Origin of the sequence: Peribacillus sp. NPDC096622 (genome assembly GCF_044762665.1) — a bacterium.
In the GTDB taxonomy this organism is placed as follows: Bacteria; Bacillota; Bacilli; order Bacillales; family DSM-1321; genus Peribacillus; species Peribacillus frigoritolerans_B.
Genome location: NZ_JBIWES010000001.1, coordinates 191,696 through 211,393 on the forward strand (window position 1 = coordinate 191,696; position 19,698 = coordinate 211,393).

19 protein-coding genes are annotated in these 19,698 nt (G+C 42.3%); 3 read left to right on the forward strand and 16 right to left on the reverse strand.

All coding sequences use genetic code 11. The features are described from left to right. Positions 1-50 precede the first annotated feature (50 nt). Positions 51-494, reverse strand: coding sequence for a GatB/YqeY domain-containing protein (locus tag ACIQYG_RS00880; protein WP_402835081.1), 444 nt, complete (start codon positions 492-494; stop codon positions 51-53). A 14-nt stretch (positions 495-508) separates the two neighbouring features. Continuing rightward, positions 509-682 (reverse strand): 30S ribosomal protein S21, encoded by a 174-nt coding sequence (gene rpsU / locus ACIQYG_RS00885; RefSeq protein ID WP_028391853.1) that lies wholly within the window; start codon positions 680-682, stop codon positions 509-511. 236 nt (positions 683-918) lie between these two features. On the opposite strand from rpsU, the gene ACIQYG_RS00890 reads away from it, so the two are divergent. Further along, a complete protein-coding gene (locus ACIQYG_RS00890) occupies positions 919-1,851 on the forward strand; it encodes a Na/Pi symporter (protein WP_402835082.1) in 933 nt (310 codons plus the stop codon). Between the two features lie 547 nt (positions 1,852-2,398). Here the strand turns inward: ACIQYG_RS00890 and deoC are convergent. From deoC to gpr, 13 genes are all read right to left on the reverse strand, one after another. Continuing rightward, complete coding sequence (deoC, locus tag ACIQYG_RS00895; RefSeq protein ID WP_402835083.1) at positions 2,399-3,070, reverse strand: deoxyribose-phosphate aldolase; 672 nt, start codon at positions 3,068-3,070, stop codon at positions 2,399-2,401. Positions 3,071-3,216: 146 nt separating this feature from the next. After that, positions 3,217-4,554 (reverse strand): tRNA (N(6)-L-threonylcarbamoyladenosine(37)-C(2))-methylthiotransferase MtaB, encoded by a 1,338-nt coding sequence (mtaB, locus tag ACIQYG_RS00900; RefSeq protein WP_402835084.1) that lies wholly within the window; start codon positions 4,552-4,554, stop codon positions 3,217-3,219. A gap of 6 nt (positions 4,555-4,560) precedes the next feature. Next, entirely contained in the window at positions 4,561-5,313 is a 753-nt protein-coding gene (locus ACIQYG_RS00905; RefSeq protein WP_402835085.1) for a 16S rRNA (uracil(1498)-N(3))-methyltransferase, read from the reverse strand. Positions 5,314-5,451: 138 nt separating this feature from the next. Then, positions 5,452-6,393, reverse strand: a complete 942-nt coding sequence (gene prmA, locus ACIQYG_RS00910; RefSeq protein ID WP_402835086.1) for a 50S ribosomal protein L11 methyltransferase — start codon at positions 6,391-6,393, stop codon at positions 5,452-5,454. Positions 6,394-6,429: 36 nt separating this feature from the next. Further along, complete coding sequence (dnaJ, locus tag ACIQYG_RS00915; protein WP_402835087.1) at positions 6,430-7,545, reverse strand: molecular chaperone DnaJ; 1,116 nt, start codon at positions 7,543-7,545, stop codon at positions 6,430-6,432. Between the two features lie 300 nt (positions 7,546-7,845). Then, positions 7,846-9,678: a molecular chaperone DnaK gene (dnaK, locus tag ACIQYG_RS00920; RefSeq protein WP_402835088.1), complete on the reverse strand. Its 1,833-nt coding sequence runs from the start codon at positions 9,676-9,678 to the stop codon at positions 7,846-7,848. 37 nt (positions 9,679-9,715) lie between these two features. Next, positions 9,716-10,306, reverse strand: coding sequence for a nucleotide exchange factor GrpE (gene grpE / locus ACIQYG_RS00925; protein WP_402835089.1), 591 nt, complete (start codon positions 10,304-10,306; stop codon positions 9,716-9,718). Positions 10,307-10,405: 99 nt separating this feature from the next. Next, positions 10,406-11,434: a heat-inducible transcriptional repressor HrcA gene (gene hrcA / locus ACIQYG_RS00930; RefSeq protein WP_076365204.1), complete on the reverse strand. Its 1,029-nt coding sequence runs from the start codon at positions 11,432-11,434 to the stop codon at positions 10,406-10,408. Positions 11,435-11,558: 124 nt separating this feature from the next. Next, entirely contained in the window at positions 11,559-12,710 is a 1,152-nt protein-coding gene (hemW, locus tag ACIQYG_RS00935; protein ID WP_402835090.1) for a radical SAM family heme chaperone HemW, read from the reverse strand. Positions 12,711-12,799: 89 nt separating this feature from the next. Further along, positions 12,800-14,635, reverse strand: a complete 1,836-nt coding sequence (gene lepA / locus ACIQYG_RS00940; RefSeq protein WP_402835091.1) for a translation elongation factor 4 — start codon at positions 14,633-14,635, stop codon at positions 12,800-12,802. A gap of 176 nt (positions 14,636-14,811) precedes the next feature. Next, positions 14,812-15,135: a YqxA family protein gene (locus ACIQYG_RS00945; RefSeq protein WP_053535740.1), complete on the reverse strand. Its 324-nt coding sequence runs from the start codon at positions 15,133-15,135 to the stop codon at positions 14,812-14,814. 21 nt (positions 15,136-15,156) lie between these two features. Next, the gene (spoIIP, locus tag ACIQYG_RS00950) at positions 15,157-16,356 is read right to left on the reverse strand and encodes a stage II sporulation protein P (RefSeq protein WP_402835092.1); all 1,200 of its coding nucleotides are present in this window, start codon (positions 16,354-16,356) and stop codon (positions 15,157-15,159) included. Between the two features lie 86 nt (positions 16,357-16,442). After that, positions 16,443-17,561 (reverse strand): GPR endopeptidase, encoded by a 1,119-nt coding sequence (gene gpr, locus ACIQYG_RS00955; protein WP_402835093.1) that lies wholly within the window; start codon positions 17,559-17,561, stop codon positions 16,443-16,445. Positions 17,562-17,835: 274 nt separating this feature from the next. On the opposite strand from gpr, the gene rpsT reads away from it, so the two are divergent. Then, positions 17,836-18,102 carry a 30S ribosomal protein S20 gene (gene rpsT / locus ACIQYG_RS00960; RefSeq protein ID WP_034308554.1) on the forward strand — a complete coding sequence of 89 codons (267 nt, stop codon included), beginning with the start codon at positions 17,836-17,838 and terminating at the stop codon, positions 18,100-18,102. 89 nt (positions 18,103-18,191) lie between these two features. Here the strand turns inward: rpsT and holA are convergent, their stop codons facing one another. Next, entirely contained in the window at positions 18,192-19,205 is a 1,014-nt protein-coding gene (gene holA / locus ACIQYG_RS00965) for a DNA polymerase III subunit delta (RefSeq protein WP_252278004.1), read from the reverse strand. 342 nt (positions 19,206-19,547) lie between these two features. Between holA and ACIQYG_RS00970 the strand changes: the two genes are divergently transcribed. After that, positions 19,548-19,682, forward strand: coding sequence for a YqzM family protein (locus tag ACIQYG_RS00970; protein ID WP_034308559.1), 135 nt, complete (start codon positions 19,548-19,550; stop codon positions 19,680-19,682). Positions 19,683-19,698 lie beyond the last annotated feature (16 nt).

The window sequence follows — 19,698 nt, forward strand, 5'->3', positions numbered from 1 at the left end:
AACCACAGGCAAGTTGCCTGCGGTTAGGTTTCGAGTTTTAAGTTTAGAGTTTAAGATAGATGTTGTTGTACTAATTTGTTTACTAGAGAACCATCCGCTTTACCTTTAACTTTAGGCATTAAAGCTCCCATAACTCGCCCCATATCTGCTTTGGATGTTGCATTGATTTCTAAAATCGTTTGTTTAACGATTTTAGAAATGTCTTCTTCTGAAAGTTGCTGAGGCATATATGCCTCTACGTATACTAGTTCGGTGCGGACTTTATCCACGAGATCTGAACGACCTGCGTTTTCAAACTCCTGGAGGGAGTCTTTGCGTTGTTTTAATTCGCGAGAGAGCACTGTCAATTCTTCATCATCTGTTAAATCTTGTCTCTGCTTCATGGCTTCGTTTTGAATAGAAGCTTTCAGCATCCGAATAACAGATAGTTTGTCCTTTTCCTTGTTCTTCATCGCTTGTTTCATATCATTATTTAAACGCTCGAGAAGACTCATCTTTCCACCCTCTCTTAGAATTTACGTTTTCTTGCAGCTTCAGACTTTTTCTTACGTTTTACGCTTGGTTTTTCATAAAATTCACGCTTCCTAGCTTCCTGAAGCGATCCTGCTTTAGATACAGTACGTTTGAAACGACGAAGAGCATCTTCAAGCGATTCGTTTTTACGAACGACGGTTTTAGACATCTCTTTCCCTCCCTCCGAAAACAACACACTAACTCAAGTTGTCAACATGTTATACATGTACTAAACAATTATAATATATCATCTTTAGCAGGTCAACCAATATAATCAAACTTATTTTGAATATAATCATGTTATTATCATAATTTTTCACTAAACGATGATTCAACTTGCATGAAAATCCAATTTATAGCATGTCTCCCGTTGATGGGCCATAAGCTTACTAAGAGGTGACAGTCATGCATGAGCTATTTTTATTCATTTTATTCATTGCGATATTTTTGGCGGGTATGTCAGTTTTACGAATTGGACTGTTCAATATGTCCGGTGCAGCATTAAAAACTTTTCTCTCAAAGGTTACGGATAAGCCATGGAAAGGCTTCTTGGCCGGAACCATCTTTACCGGGATCCTGCAGAGCAGTTCGGCGGTCATGGTCATGACGGTCGGCCTCGTTTCCGCAGGTAGCTTAACATTCCCGCAAACAATCGGGATTATTCTGGGAACGAATATCGGCTCCACCTTTACAGCAGAGTTCATGACGTTCTCTTTGGATCGTTGGATCATTCCCGGTGCCGTAAGCGGCGCTTTCCTTTGCTTCATGCCAAAAGCATTACCGAGAAGCATAGGGATGTCCCTGATCGGAATATCATCCATCTTCGCGGCGATGAGCGGTTTTAAAACGCTTTCGACACCGATTGCAGCCTATCCATCCATACAAACGCTCATCCATTACATAGAGGGCCATATGAGTTATGCCCTATTTGCGGGGATATTATTGACGGCACTCATTCACTCCAGTTCGGCAACCATCGGGATAGCCATGAGCTTTTTGATGAATGGGGAGTTATCTGTCTCCTCGGCAATCATCATCATGCTCGGATCGAATATAGGCACCTGCATCACCGGATACATGGCCAGCATCGGTTCTGGCAGACAAGCTGCCTTCACAGCTTATGCACATATTTGGCTGAACGTCATCGGGGTTGCCGCATTCCTGCCTTTTGTGGACATCCTGGAAAGGACTGCTGCCTTTTTCACCGAAAACAAAGGCACACAGCTCGCGCATGCCAGTGTCATTTTCAATATCTTGACCTCTTTGGCCGTCTTGCCATTCGCACGGCAATTCTCCAACCTCATTCTTTTGGTGCATCGGCCACTCTTAAAAAAATAAGGGCTGTCCATCTTTCTGGGCAGCTCCTGGAGAAGAATGGATCTGCAACAGATATAAAAGGATAAGATTGACGGGAGGGGTTTTTCAGCAAATCTTTTTATAGTTAGTTTTATGCTTTAATAAGCTCAAACCACTCAATATAACAGCAGCTAGTATCAAAACGATCAAACCTTCTTACTGACATTAGAAATAAAACGGTTATTAAAGTATTAAATACCCAAACATTCCACCATGCATTTCACCACTCATCGTAAATTGTGTTAATGATAAAGAAAATAAGACCCGATTAAACATAAGCACGTTTACTCCCTGCTTGATACCCCCTAAATCCACAATAAACTTATTTTTGAATTTATGGGTTCCAAAAATGATACGGGTCCTCTTTTTTTCATGAATGAAATAGGCGCAATGAACAAAGGCATGGGCTATTACCAGTTGAATTACAATCCGATTTATATTGGAATCAATAAAAAACAGGCGGAGAAAAAATAATTCATTTTTCTCCGCCTGTTTTATTTCATGGACTTATTATAAGGTCCTTACAATATCAATAATCGGAATCAGCCGTTAAGCCCTTTACGATGGAGACACCTGCACTCGCTCCAATTCTTGTAGCACCAGCTTCAATCACTTTCTGGGCATCGCTTGTGTTGCGGACCCCGCCTGAAGCTTTGACACCGATATCCGGGCCAACCGTTTTTCTCATAAGCGTAATATCTTCAACTGTCGCTCCGCCGGTCGAAAAACCAGTTGATGTTTTCACATAATCCGAACCGGCTTTTACGGCCAATTCACATGCACGGACTTTTTCTTCATCGGTCAATAAAGAAGTTTCAATGATCACTTTTGAAAGAGCCTTACCAGTGGATGCAGCTACCACAGCACGAATATCCCGCTCTACCAATTCATCATCCTTGTCCTTCAATGCGCCGATATTGATTACCATATCGACTTCGTGAGCGCCATTGGCGATGGCATCTTTCGTTTCAAAAGCCTTGGTTTCCGGTGTATTTGCACCTAGAGGGAAGCCGATAACCGTACAAACTTTCACTTCTGAACCTTCCAAAAGTTCACTTGCATATTTCACCCAAGTTGGGTTTACGCATACTGAAGCAAAGTTATACTCTCTCGCTTCTTCGCATAATACTTTTATTTGCTCTTTGGTTGCATCTGCTTTTAATAACGTGTGGTCAATTAAACCTGCTACATTTTGTGACATTAATAAATCCTCCTCAAAAACAATCTATTACTAGTTGTACGTACCTCTCATGATACCATAGTTTATTCATTTTGACGATATATATAGTCTTTACCCGAAAGAGCCAAGAAAACACATCAAAAAAAAGACAGCGATTAACCGCTGTCTTAGATATTGGATGCTTGTTGCAACGGAAAATCCTTCACGACCGTCACGAACTGACCTTCACTAAATGGATAGCCAGACTTTGTAATTTTCACTTTGACGATTTCACCGACCATGTCTTCCGAAGCCGGGAAGACGACTTTCATGTAATTATCGGTGTAGCCCTCATAAAGGCCATTTTCCAACTTCGTTTCAGGAATGACTTCCAGAACTTCCCCCTCGAATCGGGAGGCATACTCTTTTGCCAACTGATCCGACAACGTTATAAGACGGTGAACGCGTTCATTTTTGATATCTTCATCCACTTGATCTCCCATACGGGCAGCCGGAGTCCCTGTTCGTTTTGAATAAGGGAAAACATGAAGTTCGGAGAATTTATATTTTTCTATAAAGTTATATGTCTCCATGAATTCTTCCTCGGTTTCACCTGGGAAACCTACGATGACATCAGATGTAACAGCAAGTCCCGGAAGTGCAATTTTCAACTTTTCGATTCGATCACCGAAGAAATCCATCGTATATTTACGTCTCATCCGTTTTAGAACTGTATCGGAACCCGATTGGATTGGTATATGCAAATGACGCACCACTTTTTTCGAATTCGTCAGCACTTCAATGATTTCATCTGTAATTTGGCTGGCTTCAATGGATGAAATACGGATACGCTTCAGCCCATCGACTTTTTCCAAGTCCCGCAGCAGCATCGCCAAATTATAGTCTTTCAAATCGTCCCCGTAGCCGCCAGTATGAATTCCGGTAAGGACTAGCTCTTTATAGCCTGCCTCGACAAGCTGTTCAGCCTGGTGAACGACTTCTTTTGGATCGCGGGAACGCATCAAGCCACGTGCCCAAGGGATGATGCAGAAAGTGCAGAAATTATTGCAACCTTCCTGAATCTTAAGTGAAGCGCGTGTCCGGTCTGTGAAAGCAGGTACATCCAACTCTTCATAGACACGATTTTTCATGATATTTCCTACGGCATTGATTGGTTCACGCTCTACCTTGAATTGCTCGATGTAATCAAGGAGCTTAACCCTGTCTTGTGTTCCTACAACAATATCCACACCTGGTATGGCCATGATTTCTGCCGGCGATGTCTGTGCGTAACATCCCGTTACCGCGATGACGGCATTCGGATTCTTACGAATGGCACGACGGATGACCTGACGGCTTTTCTTATCGCCAGTGTTTGTCACCGTGCATGTGTTGATGACATATACATCTGATGTATTTTCAAACTCAACACGATCATATCCCCCAGTTTTGAATAATTGCCATATAGCCTCTGTTTCATAATGATTCACTTTACAGCCTAATGTATGGAAAGCGACCGTTGCCATTTTTCATCACCTCAAAAGTTCTACATGATAAGAAACAGCGGAAAGTGCATATAAAGGTGCTGTTTCAGTTCTTAATATTCTTGGTCCAAGACCGCAAGCCATAAAACCGGCATCAGTCAGTTTATCAATTTCCTTATCTGCTAAACCACCTTCAGGCCCAAAAACGAATAGGATGGATTGCCCAGCAGTAATATCTTTCAAGACAGAAGCGAGTACAGAAGTTTCCCCCCGTTTTGCCTCTTCTTCAAAAGCGATTAATTTATGATCGAAACCGGAAGCATACCCAGCTAGTTGATCTGCCGTCATCGGTTCCTTGATGGCAGGGATAACCGTGCGGTGAGATTGCTCAGCCGCCTCTTTTGAAATCTTCTGGAGCCTCTCCAATTTCTTACCTACCTTTTTGTGGTCCCATTTTACCACCGAACGAGCAGCAATAAAAGGGATAAATTCAACGGCACCCAGTTCAGTACCCTTTTGAACGATATATTCCAACTTATCCCCTTTAGGCAGACCGCTCGCAATCACAACCCTTACAGGAAGTTCCTTTTCTTCATTCTTCCATTCGGCTACAGTACCTATTACAGCATCATCAGTAATTTCTGAAATTTCCGCGATAGCTGTCATGCCATTACTTTTCACCGTGATGATCCGTTCCCCTGGTCCCATTCTCATCACCCTGGCGATATGGTGAAAATCATCACCTGATATCGTCACCGTGTTTCCATTGATATCTACTTCGTTAAGAAAATACCGTTGCACACTGCCACCTACTTCGTCTAGTCTAAAAAACTCACAGGCTAACAGTCAGGAATCCAGAATGCAAGCCGTGCAAAGATTCAAGCTAAAAAAAGGTACTCTGACTATCAAAAAACCCGATAATCAGAGTAACTTTTCCAATTAAGCATTTCTTTTCGCGATTATTGCCACCCAATCTTCCATCAAGATCGTTTCCTCAACAGTGAAACCAGATGCTATAATCGCTTCCTTCACATCTTGTTTCTTAGTTTGAATGATTCCGGAAGCGATGAAATGTCCGCCAGGTTTAACGACTTTCGCTACATCATCCGTAAAACGCATGATCACTTCGGCAAGAATATTAGCCACGACGATATCCGCTTGTTCATTCACACCATCCAATAAATTGCCTTGTGACACGGACACTTTATCCTGCACGTTATTTATTTCCACGTTTTGTTTGGCTGACTGTACTGCCACTTCATCCAAATCAAGGGATTGGATTCGTTTTGCATCCAACAATGCAGCTGCAATGCTTAGAACACCAGAACCAGTTCCTACATCAACGACTAAATCCCCAGGCGATACAGTACGTTCCAGCGCTTGGATGCACATGACCGTCGTCGGGTGTGTTCCCGTTCCGAAGGCCATGCCTGGATCAAGTTCAATGATCAATTCGTCACTGCTTACTGGAGTGTAGTCTTCCCACGTTGGCACGATGGTAAAACGTTCGGATATCTTGACGGGGTTATAATATTTTTTCCAAGCCGTCGCCCACTCTTCTTCATTCACTTCACTAATTGAAACAACATTTTTCCCAAGGTCTATATCAAAAAGAAGGAGATTATTGATTGATTCCTTAATAGCATCAATAGTATCGCCAAGGAAGCTGTTAACTGGCAGATAAGCCTTAATGACTACACCTTCATCCGGATAATCATCTGGGTTCAAGTGGTAGATTTCGCCAAAAACATTTTCACGTTCCTTGACTAATTCTAGAGGATCCTCAATGACAACACCGCTCGCACCTGCCTCATGAAGAATATTCGAAACAGGTTCAACCGCTTCATTCGTTGTTTGGATTGCAAATTCAGACCACTTCATAATCTACCAACTCCCAATTTGTTCTTTTACTTTTATTCACCTATCTTTGAAAGCACGCTTTACTTTTGAGAAAAAGCCATCATCTTGTTCATCTACACCTTGTCCGCTGATTTCACTGAACTCACGAAGCAAGTCCTTTTGTTTTTCCGTTAATTTCTTAGGCGTGACCACTAATACGACCACATGCTGATCTCCTTGGCCATATCCTCTGACATTCGGAACCCCTTTGCCTTTTAAACGGAAACGGGTGCTCGTTTGTGTACCTGCAGGAATCTTCAGCTTCACTTTTCCATGCAGCGTCGGAACTTCTATTTCATCGCCTAATGCTGCCTGGGCAAAAGTAACCGGCATTTCACAATAAATATCATCGCCATCCCGTTCAAAGAATTCATGGCTGCGTACATGGAAGACTACATAGAGGTCTCCTGCCGGGCCGCCATTGATTCCTGGCTCGCCTTGGCCGGTTACGCGCAACTGCTGTCCATCATCAATTCCTGCTGGCACCTTGACTTGGATCTTTTTACGTTTTTGGACTTTTCCGTCGCCGCCGCATGTTGAACATTTATTAGGAATGATTTTTCCTGTTCCTTGACAATGGTGACATGCTCTCCGGTTCACAATCCTTCCGAAAGCTGTGTTTTGTTCAACATTTAATTGACCGGTTCCATGACAATGTGAACAGTTTTCCACCTTTGTACCTGGTTTGGCACCCGATCCTTTACAAGTGCCACAATTCTCTTCACGCGGAATTTCGATCTCAGTATCCTTTCCGAATGCAGCTTCTTCAAACGAAAGCGTCATCGTATACTGTAAATCCGCCCCTTGACGCGGTGCATTAGGATCTCTCCTGCGTCCGCCGCCGCCAAAGAAGCTACTGAAAATATCTTCAAAACCGCCGAAACCGCCAAAGTCCTGACCGCCAAAGCCCTGATTGGGATCTGTATGTCCGAATTGGTCATAATGGGCTTTTTTCTGTTCGTCACTCAATACTTCGTAAGCTTCCTTGATTTCCTTGAATTTATCCGCAGCATCGTCCGCTTTATTAATATCAGGGTGATATTGTTTGGAGAGCTTACGATACGCTTTTTTGATTTCATCCTTCGAAGCACTTTTCGAAAGGCCTAACACCTCATAATAATCGCGTTTACTCATATCTAAAATCCACTCCCGATTCGATTCACATAAAGGTAATATTATCACTGAACGAAGATAATAATCAACTAGAAAAGTACAAACGGCTTTAACACATTTTTGCAAATGGCATTGCCTGGCCCAATTTGCACACATTTTTCCCTAAAATCCCACGATTCCCCATCAGTGATTGCAACACTTCACGACAATGATTCCATTCACTGTAAAAAAAGCCAAAGTCAAGATAACCTGACTTTGACTTTTTTACAATGGCAGGCAGAAATACTGCCCAATATATCAGTGTCCCGTTTGGGCCACTTTTTATTTTTTCTCTTCTTCGTTAACTTCAGTATATTCAGCATCAACCACATTATCGTCTTGAGCAGAATCGCCAGCACCGGCTTCGCCAGCTTGCTGAGCTTTTGCCGCTTCTTCATAAAGCTTCATTGTTAAAGCTTGAACGATTTCGTTAAGTGCATCTTTTTTCACGCGGATTTCTTCAAGCTCATTTTTCTCGATTGCAGCTTTCAGTTCATCCTTCGCTTCATTCGCTTTTGTTACTTCCGCTTCGTCCACTTTACCTTCTAGATCCTTAAGCGTTTTTTCCGTTTGGAAAACTAATTGATCTGCTTCGTTACGAAGTTCAACTTCTTCTTTACGTTGTTTATCGCTATCGGCATTTTCTTCCGCTTCACGTACCATGCGTTCGATTTCTTCATCAGAAAGGCCTGAAGAGGATTTGATGGTAATCGCTTGTTCTTTGTTCGTACCAAGATCTTTCGCACGAACGTTCACGATACCGTTTTTATCGATATCGAATGTCACTTCAACTTGCGGAACTCCACGCGGTGCCGGTGGAATGTCACTCAACTGGAAACGACCAAGAGTTTTATTATCCGCTGACATTGGACGCTCACCTTGAAGGACATGGATATCAACTGCCGTTTGATTATCAGCCGCTGTCGAGAATACTTGTGATTTACTTGTCGGGATTGTAGTATTACGGTCAATCAGTTTCGTGAATACTCCGCCCATCGTTTCAATTCCAAGTGAAAGTGGAGTTACATCAAGAAGGACAACGTCTTTAACATCCCCTGTTAATACGCCACCTTGAATTGCAGCACCCATAGCCACGACTTCATCAGGGTTTACACCTTTGCTTGGTTCTTGACCGATTTCCTTTTTGATCGCTTCAACAACCGCAGGAATACGTGTAGATCCACCGACAAGGATTACTTTGTCGATTTCAGATGCCGAAAGACCAGCATCTTTCAATGCTTGACGAGTCGGTCCCATCGTACGTTCCACAAGACCTGTAGAAAGCTCATCGAATTTAGCTCTAGTCATCGTTACATCCAAGTGAAGCGGGCCAGCTTCTCCAGCAGTGATGAACGGTAAAGAAATTTGAGTTGACGTTACGCCGGAAAGATCTTTTTTCGCTTTTTCAGCTGCATCTTTCAAACGTTGAACTGCCATTTTATCTTTTGAAAGGTCGATTCCGTTTTCTTTCTTGAATGCTTCAACTAGGTAATCGATGATTACTTGGTCGAAATCATCGCCACCTAGACGGTTGTCGCCAGCTGTTGACTTAACTTCGAAAACGCCGTCTCCAAGTTCCATGATCGACACGTCAAATGTACCGCCGCCAAGGTCGAATACAAGGATCGTTTGATCTTCTTCCGTTTTATCCAAACCGTATGCAAGTGCTGCAGCTGTCGGTTCGTTGATGATACGTTCTACTTCAAGGCCGGCAATTTGACCAGCATCCTTAGTTGCTTGACGTTCAGCATCATTGAAGTAAGCAGGTACAGTGATAACCGCTTTAGTAACTTTTTCGCCAAGATACTCTTCAGCGTATGATTTCAAGTATTGAAGGATGATTGCAGAAACTTCTTGAGGTGAGTATTCTTTTCCTTCAATTACTTCTTTATGGTTGGTACCCATATGGCGTTTAATGGAAATGATCGTGTTAGGGTTTGTGATAGCTTGGCGTTTTGCCACTTCCCCTACTTGCCTTTCTCCATTTTTGAATGCCACTACGGATGGTGTCGTACGGTTTCCTTCGGGATTCGGGATTACTTTTGGTTCCCCGCCTTCAAGTACAGATACACAAGAGTTTGTTGTACCTAAGTCAATACCAATAATCTTGCTCATAGTTTCACTACCTCCCAATTATTTATATGTAAAAATCTTATTCGTTCACTTTTACCATTGCAGGTCGAATCACACGGTCTTTAAGAAGGTATCCTTTTTGGAATTCCTCGACGACGATATTCGAACCGAAGTTTTCATCTTGAACTTGCATGACCGCTTGATGCAAACGCGGATCGAACTCTTCGCCAACCGAACTGATCGGTTCGATGCCTTCTTTAGCCAATGCATCAGTAATCGCTTTGTAGACCATTTCCATGCCAGATAGCAATGATTTCGTTTGTTCATTTTCCGCTTCGATTTTTGTAGCTCTTTCAAAATTATCAAGAGCCTCCACTAAATCACTAGCAATACTTTGAACTCTATATTTTTGAGCCGCCTCCATATCAAGCTTGGCACGGCGTCTTGAATTATCAAAATCGGCCTGCAGACGAAGATAACGGTTATCCATTTCCTCGATTTTCGCCTCAAGTTCGGCAATCTTTTCTTGAGCCAATTGAAGTTCATCTTTTTCAACCGGACCATCGTTTTCTTCCGCTGGAATTTCTTCTTCAGCGAAAACTGCTTCTGCAGCGCTTTCCTCGATTGTTTCATTTTCCAATGTTTGTTCTTCGTTTTTATTTTCTGTCACAATCTCACCTCCCTAAAAGGGTAATACAATTTATGCTAAAGTAATATGCCAGGCCGCGGAATATACTCCTCCGCCACCTTAACAATATTACCTTTGCTACTATTTTTGATACAGTTTTGTCATCAGGGCCGTTAAATCTTTCGAGAAAAACGAAAGCAAACTAATCACTCTCGAATATTCCATTCTCGTTGGACCCAATATGGCCAATGTGCCAACTTGCTCCTGCCCGATTGAGTAGGTTGCCGTAATCAAACTGCAGTCATCGAGCACTGTGTTTTGATTTTCACGACCGATCTTGACGTGGATGCCCGATGGATTTTGAGTAATTAGTTCATAAAATCCCTGTTCCTGCTCAATCATCGATAAAAGCGTACTTACTTTAGCAATATCATGGAACTCCGGCTGCCTCAACATATTCGTTTTCCCGCCGAAAAATATTTTTTCGGGCTTTGTGTCCGTCAGGGTCTCCGCAAGGATCGAGACCATCGATCCATAGTTATGAATGTGGCGGCTCAATAGAACTGCCACTTCCTTATAGATCTTATCCTTTAGATCAACTAGCGGAACATCGACCAAACGGGAATTCAATATGTTTACCATCTTTTCAATTTCATTTATATCAAAAGAAGGCGGTAAGGAAATCATTCGATTTTCCACATGACCTGTATCCGTAATAATGATGGCTATTGCCGTTTCAGGACTTAAAGGAATGATCTGGATTTTTTTCAGCTTATGCTCATTCACTTTTGGCCCGAGTACAATTGCCGTATAATTCGTCAGTTCCGAAAGTATTTTCGCTGACTTCTGAACGATCTTTTCCAATTCATAAATTCGTTCTACAAAAACGGATTTTAATATCTTCATTTCATTCTTTTTCGGAGCTTGAGGAGAAAGTAAATGATCCACATAATATCTATACCCTTTTTCAGAGGGGATCCTACCGGAAGAAGTATGGGTTTTTTCTAAAAATCCCATTTCTTCAAGATCAGACATTTCGTTGCGAATTGTGGCAGAGCTGAACGTAATTTCATCTTTCTTCGACAAGCTTCGTGACCCGACTGGCTGGGCAGAATGGATGAAATCCTCGATTATCACTTGTAGAATCAATAATTGACGATCAGTTAGCATGTATGATCACCTCTGTTAGCACTCTGTCTCATCGAGTGCTAATATACTAATAAATTATCAAATGCAGCTTATGATGTCAACAATGAAAACCGCTAATTCATCGTTAAAATAACACTGATTTCCTTCAGTCGGGATCAATCACGCCTAAAAATGTTTGGAACACTTCATTTCCTAGAAGTTTGCCCCGCTCAGTCAAGCGCACGAACCCGCCTTCCACCTTAAGCAAACCCTTTGCCGATCCTTCTTCGAGCGGTTTCCTGAAAATCTCCGTCATTTCTACAAAAAATTTATTCTTGAAGATTTCCAATGAAACTCCTTCCGTTTTCCGGAGACCCAAAAACATCTCCTCTTCCATCCGTTCATGAAGCGGAACTGGGTGTTCTTCCAACACAGGCAGCTCGTTCGCCAGCAACGGAGTGATATATTTCTTCACAGGCCCATGATTGGCCACCCTTTTACCTCCAGTATAGCCATGTGCACCGGCACCAATCCCATAATACTCCACATTATCCCAATATGTCAGGTTGTGCTTGCTTTCAAACCCAGCTCGGGCAAAATTACTGATTTCATATTGATGCAGACCATGCTTCTCCATCTCTCCCATCAGCCTCTCATACATCGAAGCCTCGAGCTCCTGCGGCGGCAGGTTTAATTTACCCCTTCGCATCTGATTATAAAAAACCGTCTTCGGCTCAACGATCAGTGAGTAGCTGGAATAGTGCGGCAATTGAAGGGCAATCGCTTTATCCAGCGTATCCTTGAAATCTTCCATCGTTTGGCCCGGCAATCCATAAATCAAGTCGATGCTTATATTCGTAAAGCCAACCTCTTGAGCCAAATGAATCGTTTCATAGACTTCAGATGCCCGGTGAGTCCGGCCAATCCGCTTTAATAATTCATCATTGAAGCTTTGCACCCCAAAGCTAAGTCTATTGACCCCTGAATCATAAAGGATCTCGAGTTTTTCCCTTGAAAGATCCCCAGGATTGGCTTCGAATGTATATTCAGCCTTCTTAGGATCAAAGGGCAGGGTTTCATTGATTGCTTCACATAAGAATGCAAGCTGCTTTTCATCCAGTGAGGTCGGTGTCCCTCCACCGACGAAAACCGTATCCAAACCTGCAGTCGGGTATTTGGAAAGCTGCATCACCATTTCCCTTTTCATCATCTGTAAATATTCGTCGACCGGCTGTCCCTGCAAAAATACTTTATTGAAATCACAATAGTGACAAATATGTTCACAAAATGGTATATGGAGGTAGGCGCTTTTGATCATTGTGTTCACAACCTTTTAATCGAATGAGTCGATAGAAAAAGAGGCTAGATCCCCTCTACCCTCTTTTTTCTAACTATCGTTTATTTTATTTATTTTTTTGGTGTCGTATCATCCATTTTCAAAACAGCCATGAAAGCTTCTTGCGGAACTTCAACGGAACCTACTTGTTTCATCCGCTTTTTACCTTCTTTCTGTTTTTCGAGCAACTTACGTTTACGGGAAATATCGCCGCCGTAACATTTAGCCAATACGTTTTTGCGCATTGCACTAATCGAAGAACGGGCGATGATTTTTTGCCCGATCGCCGCTTGGATCGGCACTTCGAATTGTTGCCTTGGAATCAATTTCTTCAATTTTTCAACAATGACTTTACCGCGTTCATAAGCAAAGTCCTTATGAACGATGAAACTTAAAGCATCGACAGTTTCAGAATTCAGTAAGATATCCATCTTCACAAGCTTGGACGGTTTGTAGCCGATCAGCTCATAATCGAATGAAGCATAGCCTCTTGTATTGGATTTCAATTGATCGAAGAAATCATACACGATTTCCGATAATGGAATTTCATAATGAATGCTCACACGAGTCTCATCGATATATTCCATATCAATGAAGTTACCGCGTTTATTTTGACAGATTTCCATGATTGCCCCGACAAACTCCGTCGGTGCCATCATTGTCGCTTTGACGTATGGCTCCTCGACACGTTCGATCTTTTGAGCATCGGGCATATTGGACGGGTTATCCACTTGCAGGACCGTTCCGTCCGTTTGCACCACATCATAAATAACACTCGGTGCAGTGGTGATCAGATCGATTTTGAATTCACGTTCAATCCGTTCCTGGATGATTTCCATATGAAGGAGTCCAAGGAATCCGCAACGGAAACCGAAGCCCAATGCTTGCGATGATTCCGCTTCGAACTGCAGCGCTGAATCGTTCAATTCCAGTTTCTCCAATGCATCCCGTAAATCATTGAATTTCGATGCGTCAATCGGGTATAAACCGCAATATACCATCGGATTCATCTTTCTGTAACCCGGCAATGGTTCTGTCGCACTATTCACGGCACTTGTAATCGTATCACCGACAGTCGTATCACCAACGTTTTTAATGGATGCCGTAAGAAAACCTACATCACCGACGTTCAGTTCATCCAGAAGCTGGGTCTTAGGATTGAAGACACCCAATTCGGTGACATCGAATTCCTTTCCAGTGGACATCATTTTGATTTTGTCGCCCACTTTAACCGAACCCTCAACAACACGGATATAGGCAACTACACCGCGATACGCATCAAACAGTGAATCGAAAATAAGCGCCTTGAAAGGAGCATCCGGATCACCTTTCGGAGCTGGAACCAATTCAACGACCTGTTCCAAAATCTCCTCGATTCCGATTCCGGCTTTAGCCGAAGCCAAAACTGCATCGGAAGCATCCAATCCGATCACTTCCTCGATTTCTCCGCGCACCCGTTCCGGATCTGCACTCGGCAAATCAATTTTATTGATGACCGGAATGATTTCCAGGTTGTTGTCCAAAGCTAAATACACATTTGCAAGCGTTTGGGCTTCAATTCCTTGTGCCGCATCGACAACAAGGACAGCGCCTTCACAAGCTGCAAGGCTTCGTGACACTTCATACGTAAAATCGACATGTCCCGGTGTATCAATGAGATGGAAGATGTATTCTTCTCCATCTTTCGCGTTATATTTCAATTGAATCGCATTCAATTTAATCGTAATTCCACGCTCACGCTCTAAATCCATGGAATCCAACAGCTGACTCTTCATTTCACGCTGAGTCATGGCGTTCGTTTTTTCAATGATACGATCCGCCAATGTTGATTTACCATGATCGATATGAGCGATGATGGAAAAGTTACGAATTTTTGATTGTCTTTTTAATTTTTCTTCTCTATTCATGACGTTCACTCCCACTAGTCGACACAATACACTATTTTTTATTATATCAATAGAAAATGCAAGATTCAACAGAATAGTTACAAAAGAAGCATCATTGCAGGACAAAGCATAAAAAAAGGCTGCATCCAGGATTCGGATGCAGCCTTTTGGCAGGGCACACTCAACTTATTTCCTACCTAAATCATATCAATAAGTGCTTGAAAGGCACCTGATATAGTCTCTCCAAGCGTTTTGCCGATCGATGAGAAAAAGTTGAAAGCTTTCATTTCTTCAAGCTTTTCTTTTTTCGTCTCCAAATCATGACTCGTCACTTTTTCGCCAAGGATATCCGCTTCCATCTCCCCTTGGTCCGATTGGTTAATGATGAATGCACTATTCAAAGAGGGATCTTCATACCCCTTCATTTTTTTCATCCCGTCATTCGCTTGCTGCATCCCGATCAGAACACCTAAAAATAATACGAGCACAATCCCTGTACATTTCAACCAAAATCGAACCATGATAAGAGAACTCCTTTCAAATTACTTCGCTTCCGATTCCCCAGTCGTTTTATCAACCGCTTTGGCATCCCAGTAAAATTCACTGAAAACATCGGTAAAGGCATCAACGGTCAAGTACATTTCCTCGAAAGTATTATCAACACCGCCAATTTCTATGAGCATGGCATTGCTTGACAAATCCTGATTGTATACTCCATTCTGCCCCGCTCCGCCTTGTTTCATAACCCCTCGTGAAATGCCAGGGTATTTTTTCTCCAAAGCTTTATGAAGCTTATTGGCAAGCGCTGCATTTTTTTCGAAGTTCGGGTTATTGCCCCCGACCACGAAGGCAATCTTGGCATAATCTTTACCGCTAATGTTAATGGTCGTATCTTTTTTTCGTTTAGAATCACGATGGATATCAATGATATATTCTAGATCTTTGTTGGTAGCCAACGCAGTCTGTACGGATTTCCGAGACTCTTGATAGGATTTGGCATAATTCAATCCTTTATTATTGAGATTTCCCATGATATCCGTTTTATCGAGCGATGAACCGATCCCCTTATCAGCCAAATCTTCAACCATCCGTTCCCCGAGTTTCGTAATATTGATTTTAGAATGGTAGGCTAGGTCCGGTTCGGTCACGCCCTTTAAATAAGGAAGATACGATTCCCGGTTATGGCTATGGTAAATCTCGACCACTTTCCGGCCATTGGTCGTTTGATTCGGCTGATTGGCCACTCCTTTATCCGGTTCTTCAATCTCATCCAGGTTTTGCAGGGATGCATCCCTTTCTTCATTCAGGACATCGACTGGTGGTGAGGATTCATACGGCATATTCGTATAATTCGTTCCTTCCCCAGCAACGAGGATCTCATTATCAAAAATCGAAAAGCCAGGAAGCTCCCTTCCCAGTAAACTTCGCGGGTCCTCCAATGAAATGTTGGTCGAGACTTTTATCAATTGATTCGTGATGATCGATTCCTGCTTACCTTCCGGCAGGGCATTAAAAAGATAATGATTTTCATTGGCCAGCATCGAAAACAGCATTTTTCCCGAGAATTGATTGGCTACAGTATGTACGGAGTTAGAAGATATCCGATACTCCGGTCTTAGGGAAGTCATGACCCCACTGACTGAAAAAACAAAAAGAAGCAAGGCGAGAATACCTAGAAAAGTTTTTATTATCGTTGATCCGTGAATGGCTGTTATGATTCCTGGGGAATTTCTTCTTTTCATCCTTCCACCCTCTCTATAGCTTGTCTATTAATACCTATGACTTTGCTAGAAAGGGTAGAACACCATTTTTGGGCACTGAAAGTGATTTAACGGGTATAATAGCCGGCATTATCTTGATTTATTGAATGATGCAAGGCTGCATTTAAACCATTGGCTATCAAATTGGCCATATCCTCGATGAAAACATCTACTTCTTTTGGTGTAACCATTAAATTATGACCAAGTGGCGAAAGCACCTCATAGATCAATTTCCTCTTCTCTTCATCAGGGAGGACACCTATCATTCCCAAGAAGGTTTGGCGTTCCTTTTCACCTGGCATATCCTCTTCGGTCAGCTTTGTCCGCTTTCCAAAACTGAATCCAGCAGGTGCCAGTGAACGTGATGGTCTGTCCCCTTCATTCATTTCCTTGCCAAAATGCTTCAAAATATAATCAATCGTATCGCTGGCAATCGATACGGCATCCACGACGGTAGGTATTCCAATTGCTATAACTGGAACTCCCAGTGTAGCCTGACTTAATTCTTTACGTTTATTTCCTACACCAGACCCTGGATGGATCCCTGTATCCGTAATTTGAATCGTTGCATTCACACGATCGATCGAACGGGCAGCCAATGCATCAACGACGATCAGGAAATCAGGGTTACTTTTTTCGATGACTCCTTTTATGATGTCACTCGTCTCGATTCCCGTAATCCCCATAACACCGGGGGAAATCGCACTGACCGGCCGATAGCCTTCCTTGACGGATTCAGGCTGCAATTCGAACAAATGTCTTGTGACTACAAGGTTCTCAACGACTGCAGGTCCCAGAGCATCGGGGGTAACATTCCAATTACCAAGGCCGACAACTAAACAACTGCTTTCCTTGGTGATTTTATTTCTTTTCAAGAAGTAAGCCAGTTCGTTGGCAAACACCTTTTCCACCCGTTGCTGAGTTTCCGTATCCTGCTGGCGGATTCCCTGGACCTCGATGGTCAAATAACTGCCCTGTTTCTTACCGATTTCTTTTTCTCCCTCAGCCGTGACCTCGACTAAGGATACCTTCAGATCATCCACTTCTTTTTCCTTAATAATGACCCCTTCAATACGGGATACATCCACTTCCTCTACTACACCTTTATGTTCAAGGGCTATCTCCTTTGCTTCAATCGCCAAATCTGTACGAATTCCGTATCCACTAAGGTCCAAATTATTTTCCATAACGGCCTCCTGATGTTTGAATTGTATCTAATCTAGTATTTTCAATAGTCTCTCTTAAACATTCTGTCGTTTTTGCTTTTTTATTATTCATTTTTTTGGTACAATGAGTGATGACGAGATGAAGTTTTTCCCGAAATTATAATTCCTTTTCGATTCTCAATCTGAAGTATTGCATATTTATGAGCAGTCTGATAGAATATCACTTGTGCTATTTGATATGGATTTGAAAAGTCGAGTTCATATAATCTCGATTTCTTTGTAGGAGGTGAACGGAATGCCAAACATTAAATCTGCTATTAAACGTGTAAAAATCAACGACAAAAAACGCGTTCATAACATTACTGTTAGATCAACTATGCGTACTACAGTGAAAAACGCTGAAGTTGCATTAGCTGGTGAAAACGTTGAAGCTGCTAAAGAAGCTCTTTTAACAGCTGCTGTGAAATTAGACAAAGCTGCATCTAAAGGATTAATCCATAAAAATGCGGCAGCCCGTAAAAAATCTCGTTTAGCGAAAAGACTTAACGCTCTTAACGCATAATGACAAAAAATTAAACGATCCAATCGGATCGTTTTTTTTGTGCCGTTTTTTGCATAAAAAAGGTGACAGGATATCTGCCACCTTTTTTATCATCTAATTTTTAATAGCAGCAGCTCAAGCGTGATTGCCTTATCTGCTTGGCCGGTCTTCATTTTATAATCAGCTTCCGCTAAGTCGTTCATGATGCTCAACAACTCGCGTTCCTGGAATTTCCCCGTCTTTTCAAGTGCCAGCTTTACCCTGTAAGGGTGCACCTTCAGTTGACCTGCAATTTTTTGCTGGCTATAGCCCTGACGGGAAAGCTCCTTCACTTGATACATGAGCCTGACCTGTCCTGCCATGACACTCAAGATCTTGATCGGCTCTTCATTCTGCCTGAGAAGATCGTGCAGTATCGTCATGGCACTCTCCATCTTCCGCTGTAAAACATGATCAACAAGTGTGAAGATATTCTGTTCAAGGGATTTAGCGACCAGCTTTTCCACTACCTCGACTGTAATGTGTTTATCAGCTTCCGTATAAAGCACCATTTTATCCAGTTCATTCGTCAGCATCATCAGATTCGTTCCTGCAAGTTCAAGTAAAAGCTCTGTAGCCTGCTCATCTATTCGGACTGAAGAAGCTTCGACCCTCTCCTTCACCCACCCCTTTAACTCATGATCACCAAGCTTCTTCGCTTCAACGAGAACCGCCTTACGTTTCAGTTCCTTGGTGATTTTTTTCCGTTCATCCAGCTTCTCATAAGGTGCGGTCAATACGACAATAGAATATGGAACCGGGTCAGCCAAATACGCTTCCAGTCTTTTCACATTATGTTCAACTCTTGACTTCGTTTTTTCAGCTGTCAAAAAAAATGGGTTTTGCATGAAAACAAGGCGCCTTTCCCCGATAAACGGAAGGGTTTCGACATCTTCAAGCGCAGTTTCAACAGGCGTCTCTTCTAAATCAAATTGAGAAAAGTTAAAATCCATCTCATCTTCGTGAAGGACATTCTCGATCAATAGCTGCTTTGTTTCATTAATTAGATAGGCTTCCGTCCCATATAACAAGTATACTGGCGCGAATTGCCCTTTTTTTATACTTTTCCAAACGTCTAATACCAATAGAATCCGCCTCTTTACTATGTATTCTTCTCTAATGGTATAGGTGGATGGACCATTTGACAAGCTATAAAGGGAACTAGCCCTTAAAAGGGCTAATTCCGGATCTATATGAACACTTTCAAGAGAGGCCCGGGTAATCTTCCTTGAAAGCGGGTAGAGTATTCATGGGAGAACAAATGAGCATTTTTCTTTTTCGCTTACTTTGTTTGTACTTCTATTTTGACCTCAAAATCCCAAACTATTTGTGACAACTCTTGTCAGTAAAGGAAATGAAGGAATGAAGCCTGTAGATTTTTTTTTGGTAATGTTTTATACTATTAGCAGAAATAGGAGGGGTAAATAATGAACGAATTCGAAAAGAATGTTCAATCAAAAACAGATGACGTCGCTGATTCCGCTATAGGATTCATCGGTTCTTTTGTGTTTTTCGCCGCCATGTTCACCATAGCTGTCGTCATTAAAGCTGTCGGATCCTGATTTCATTCACTACATG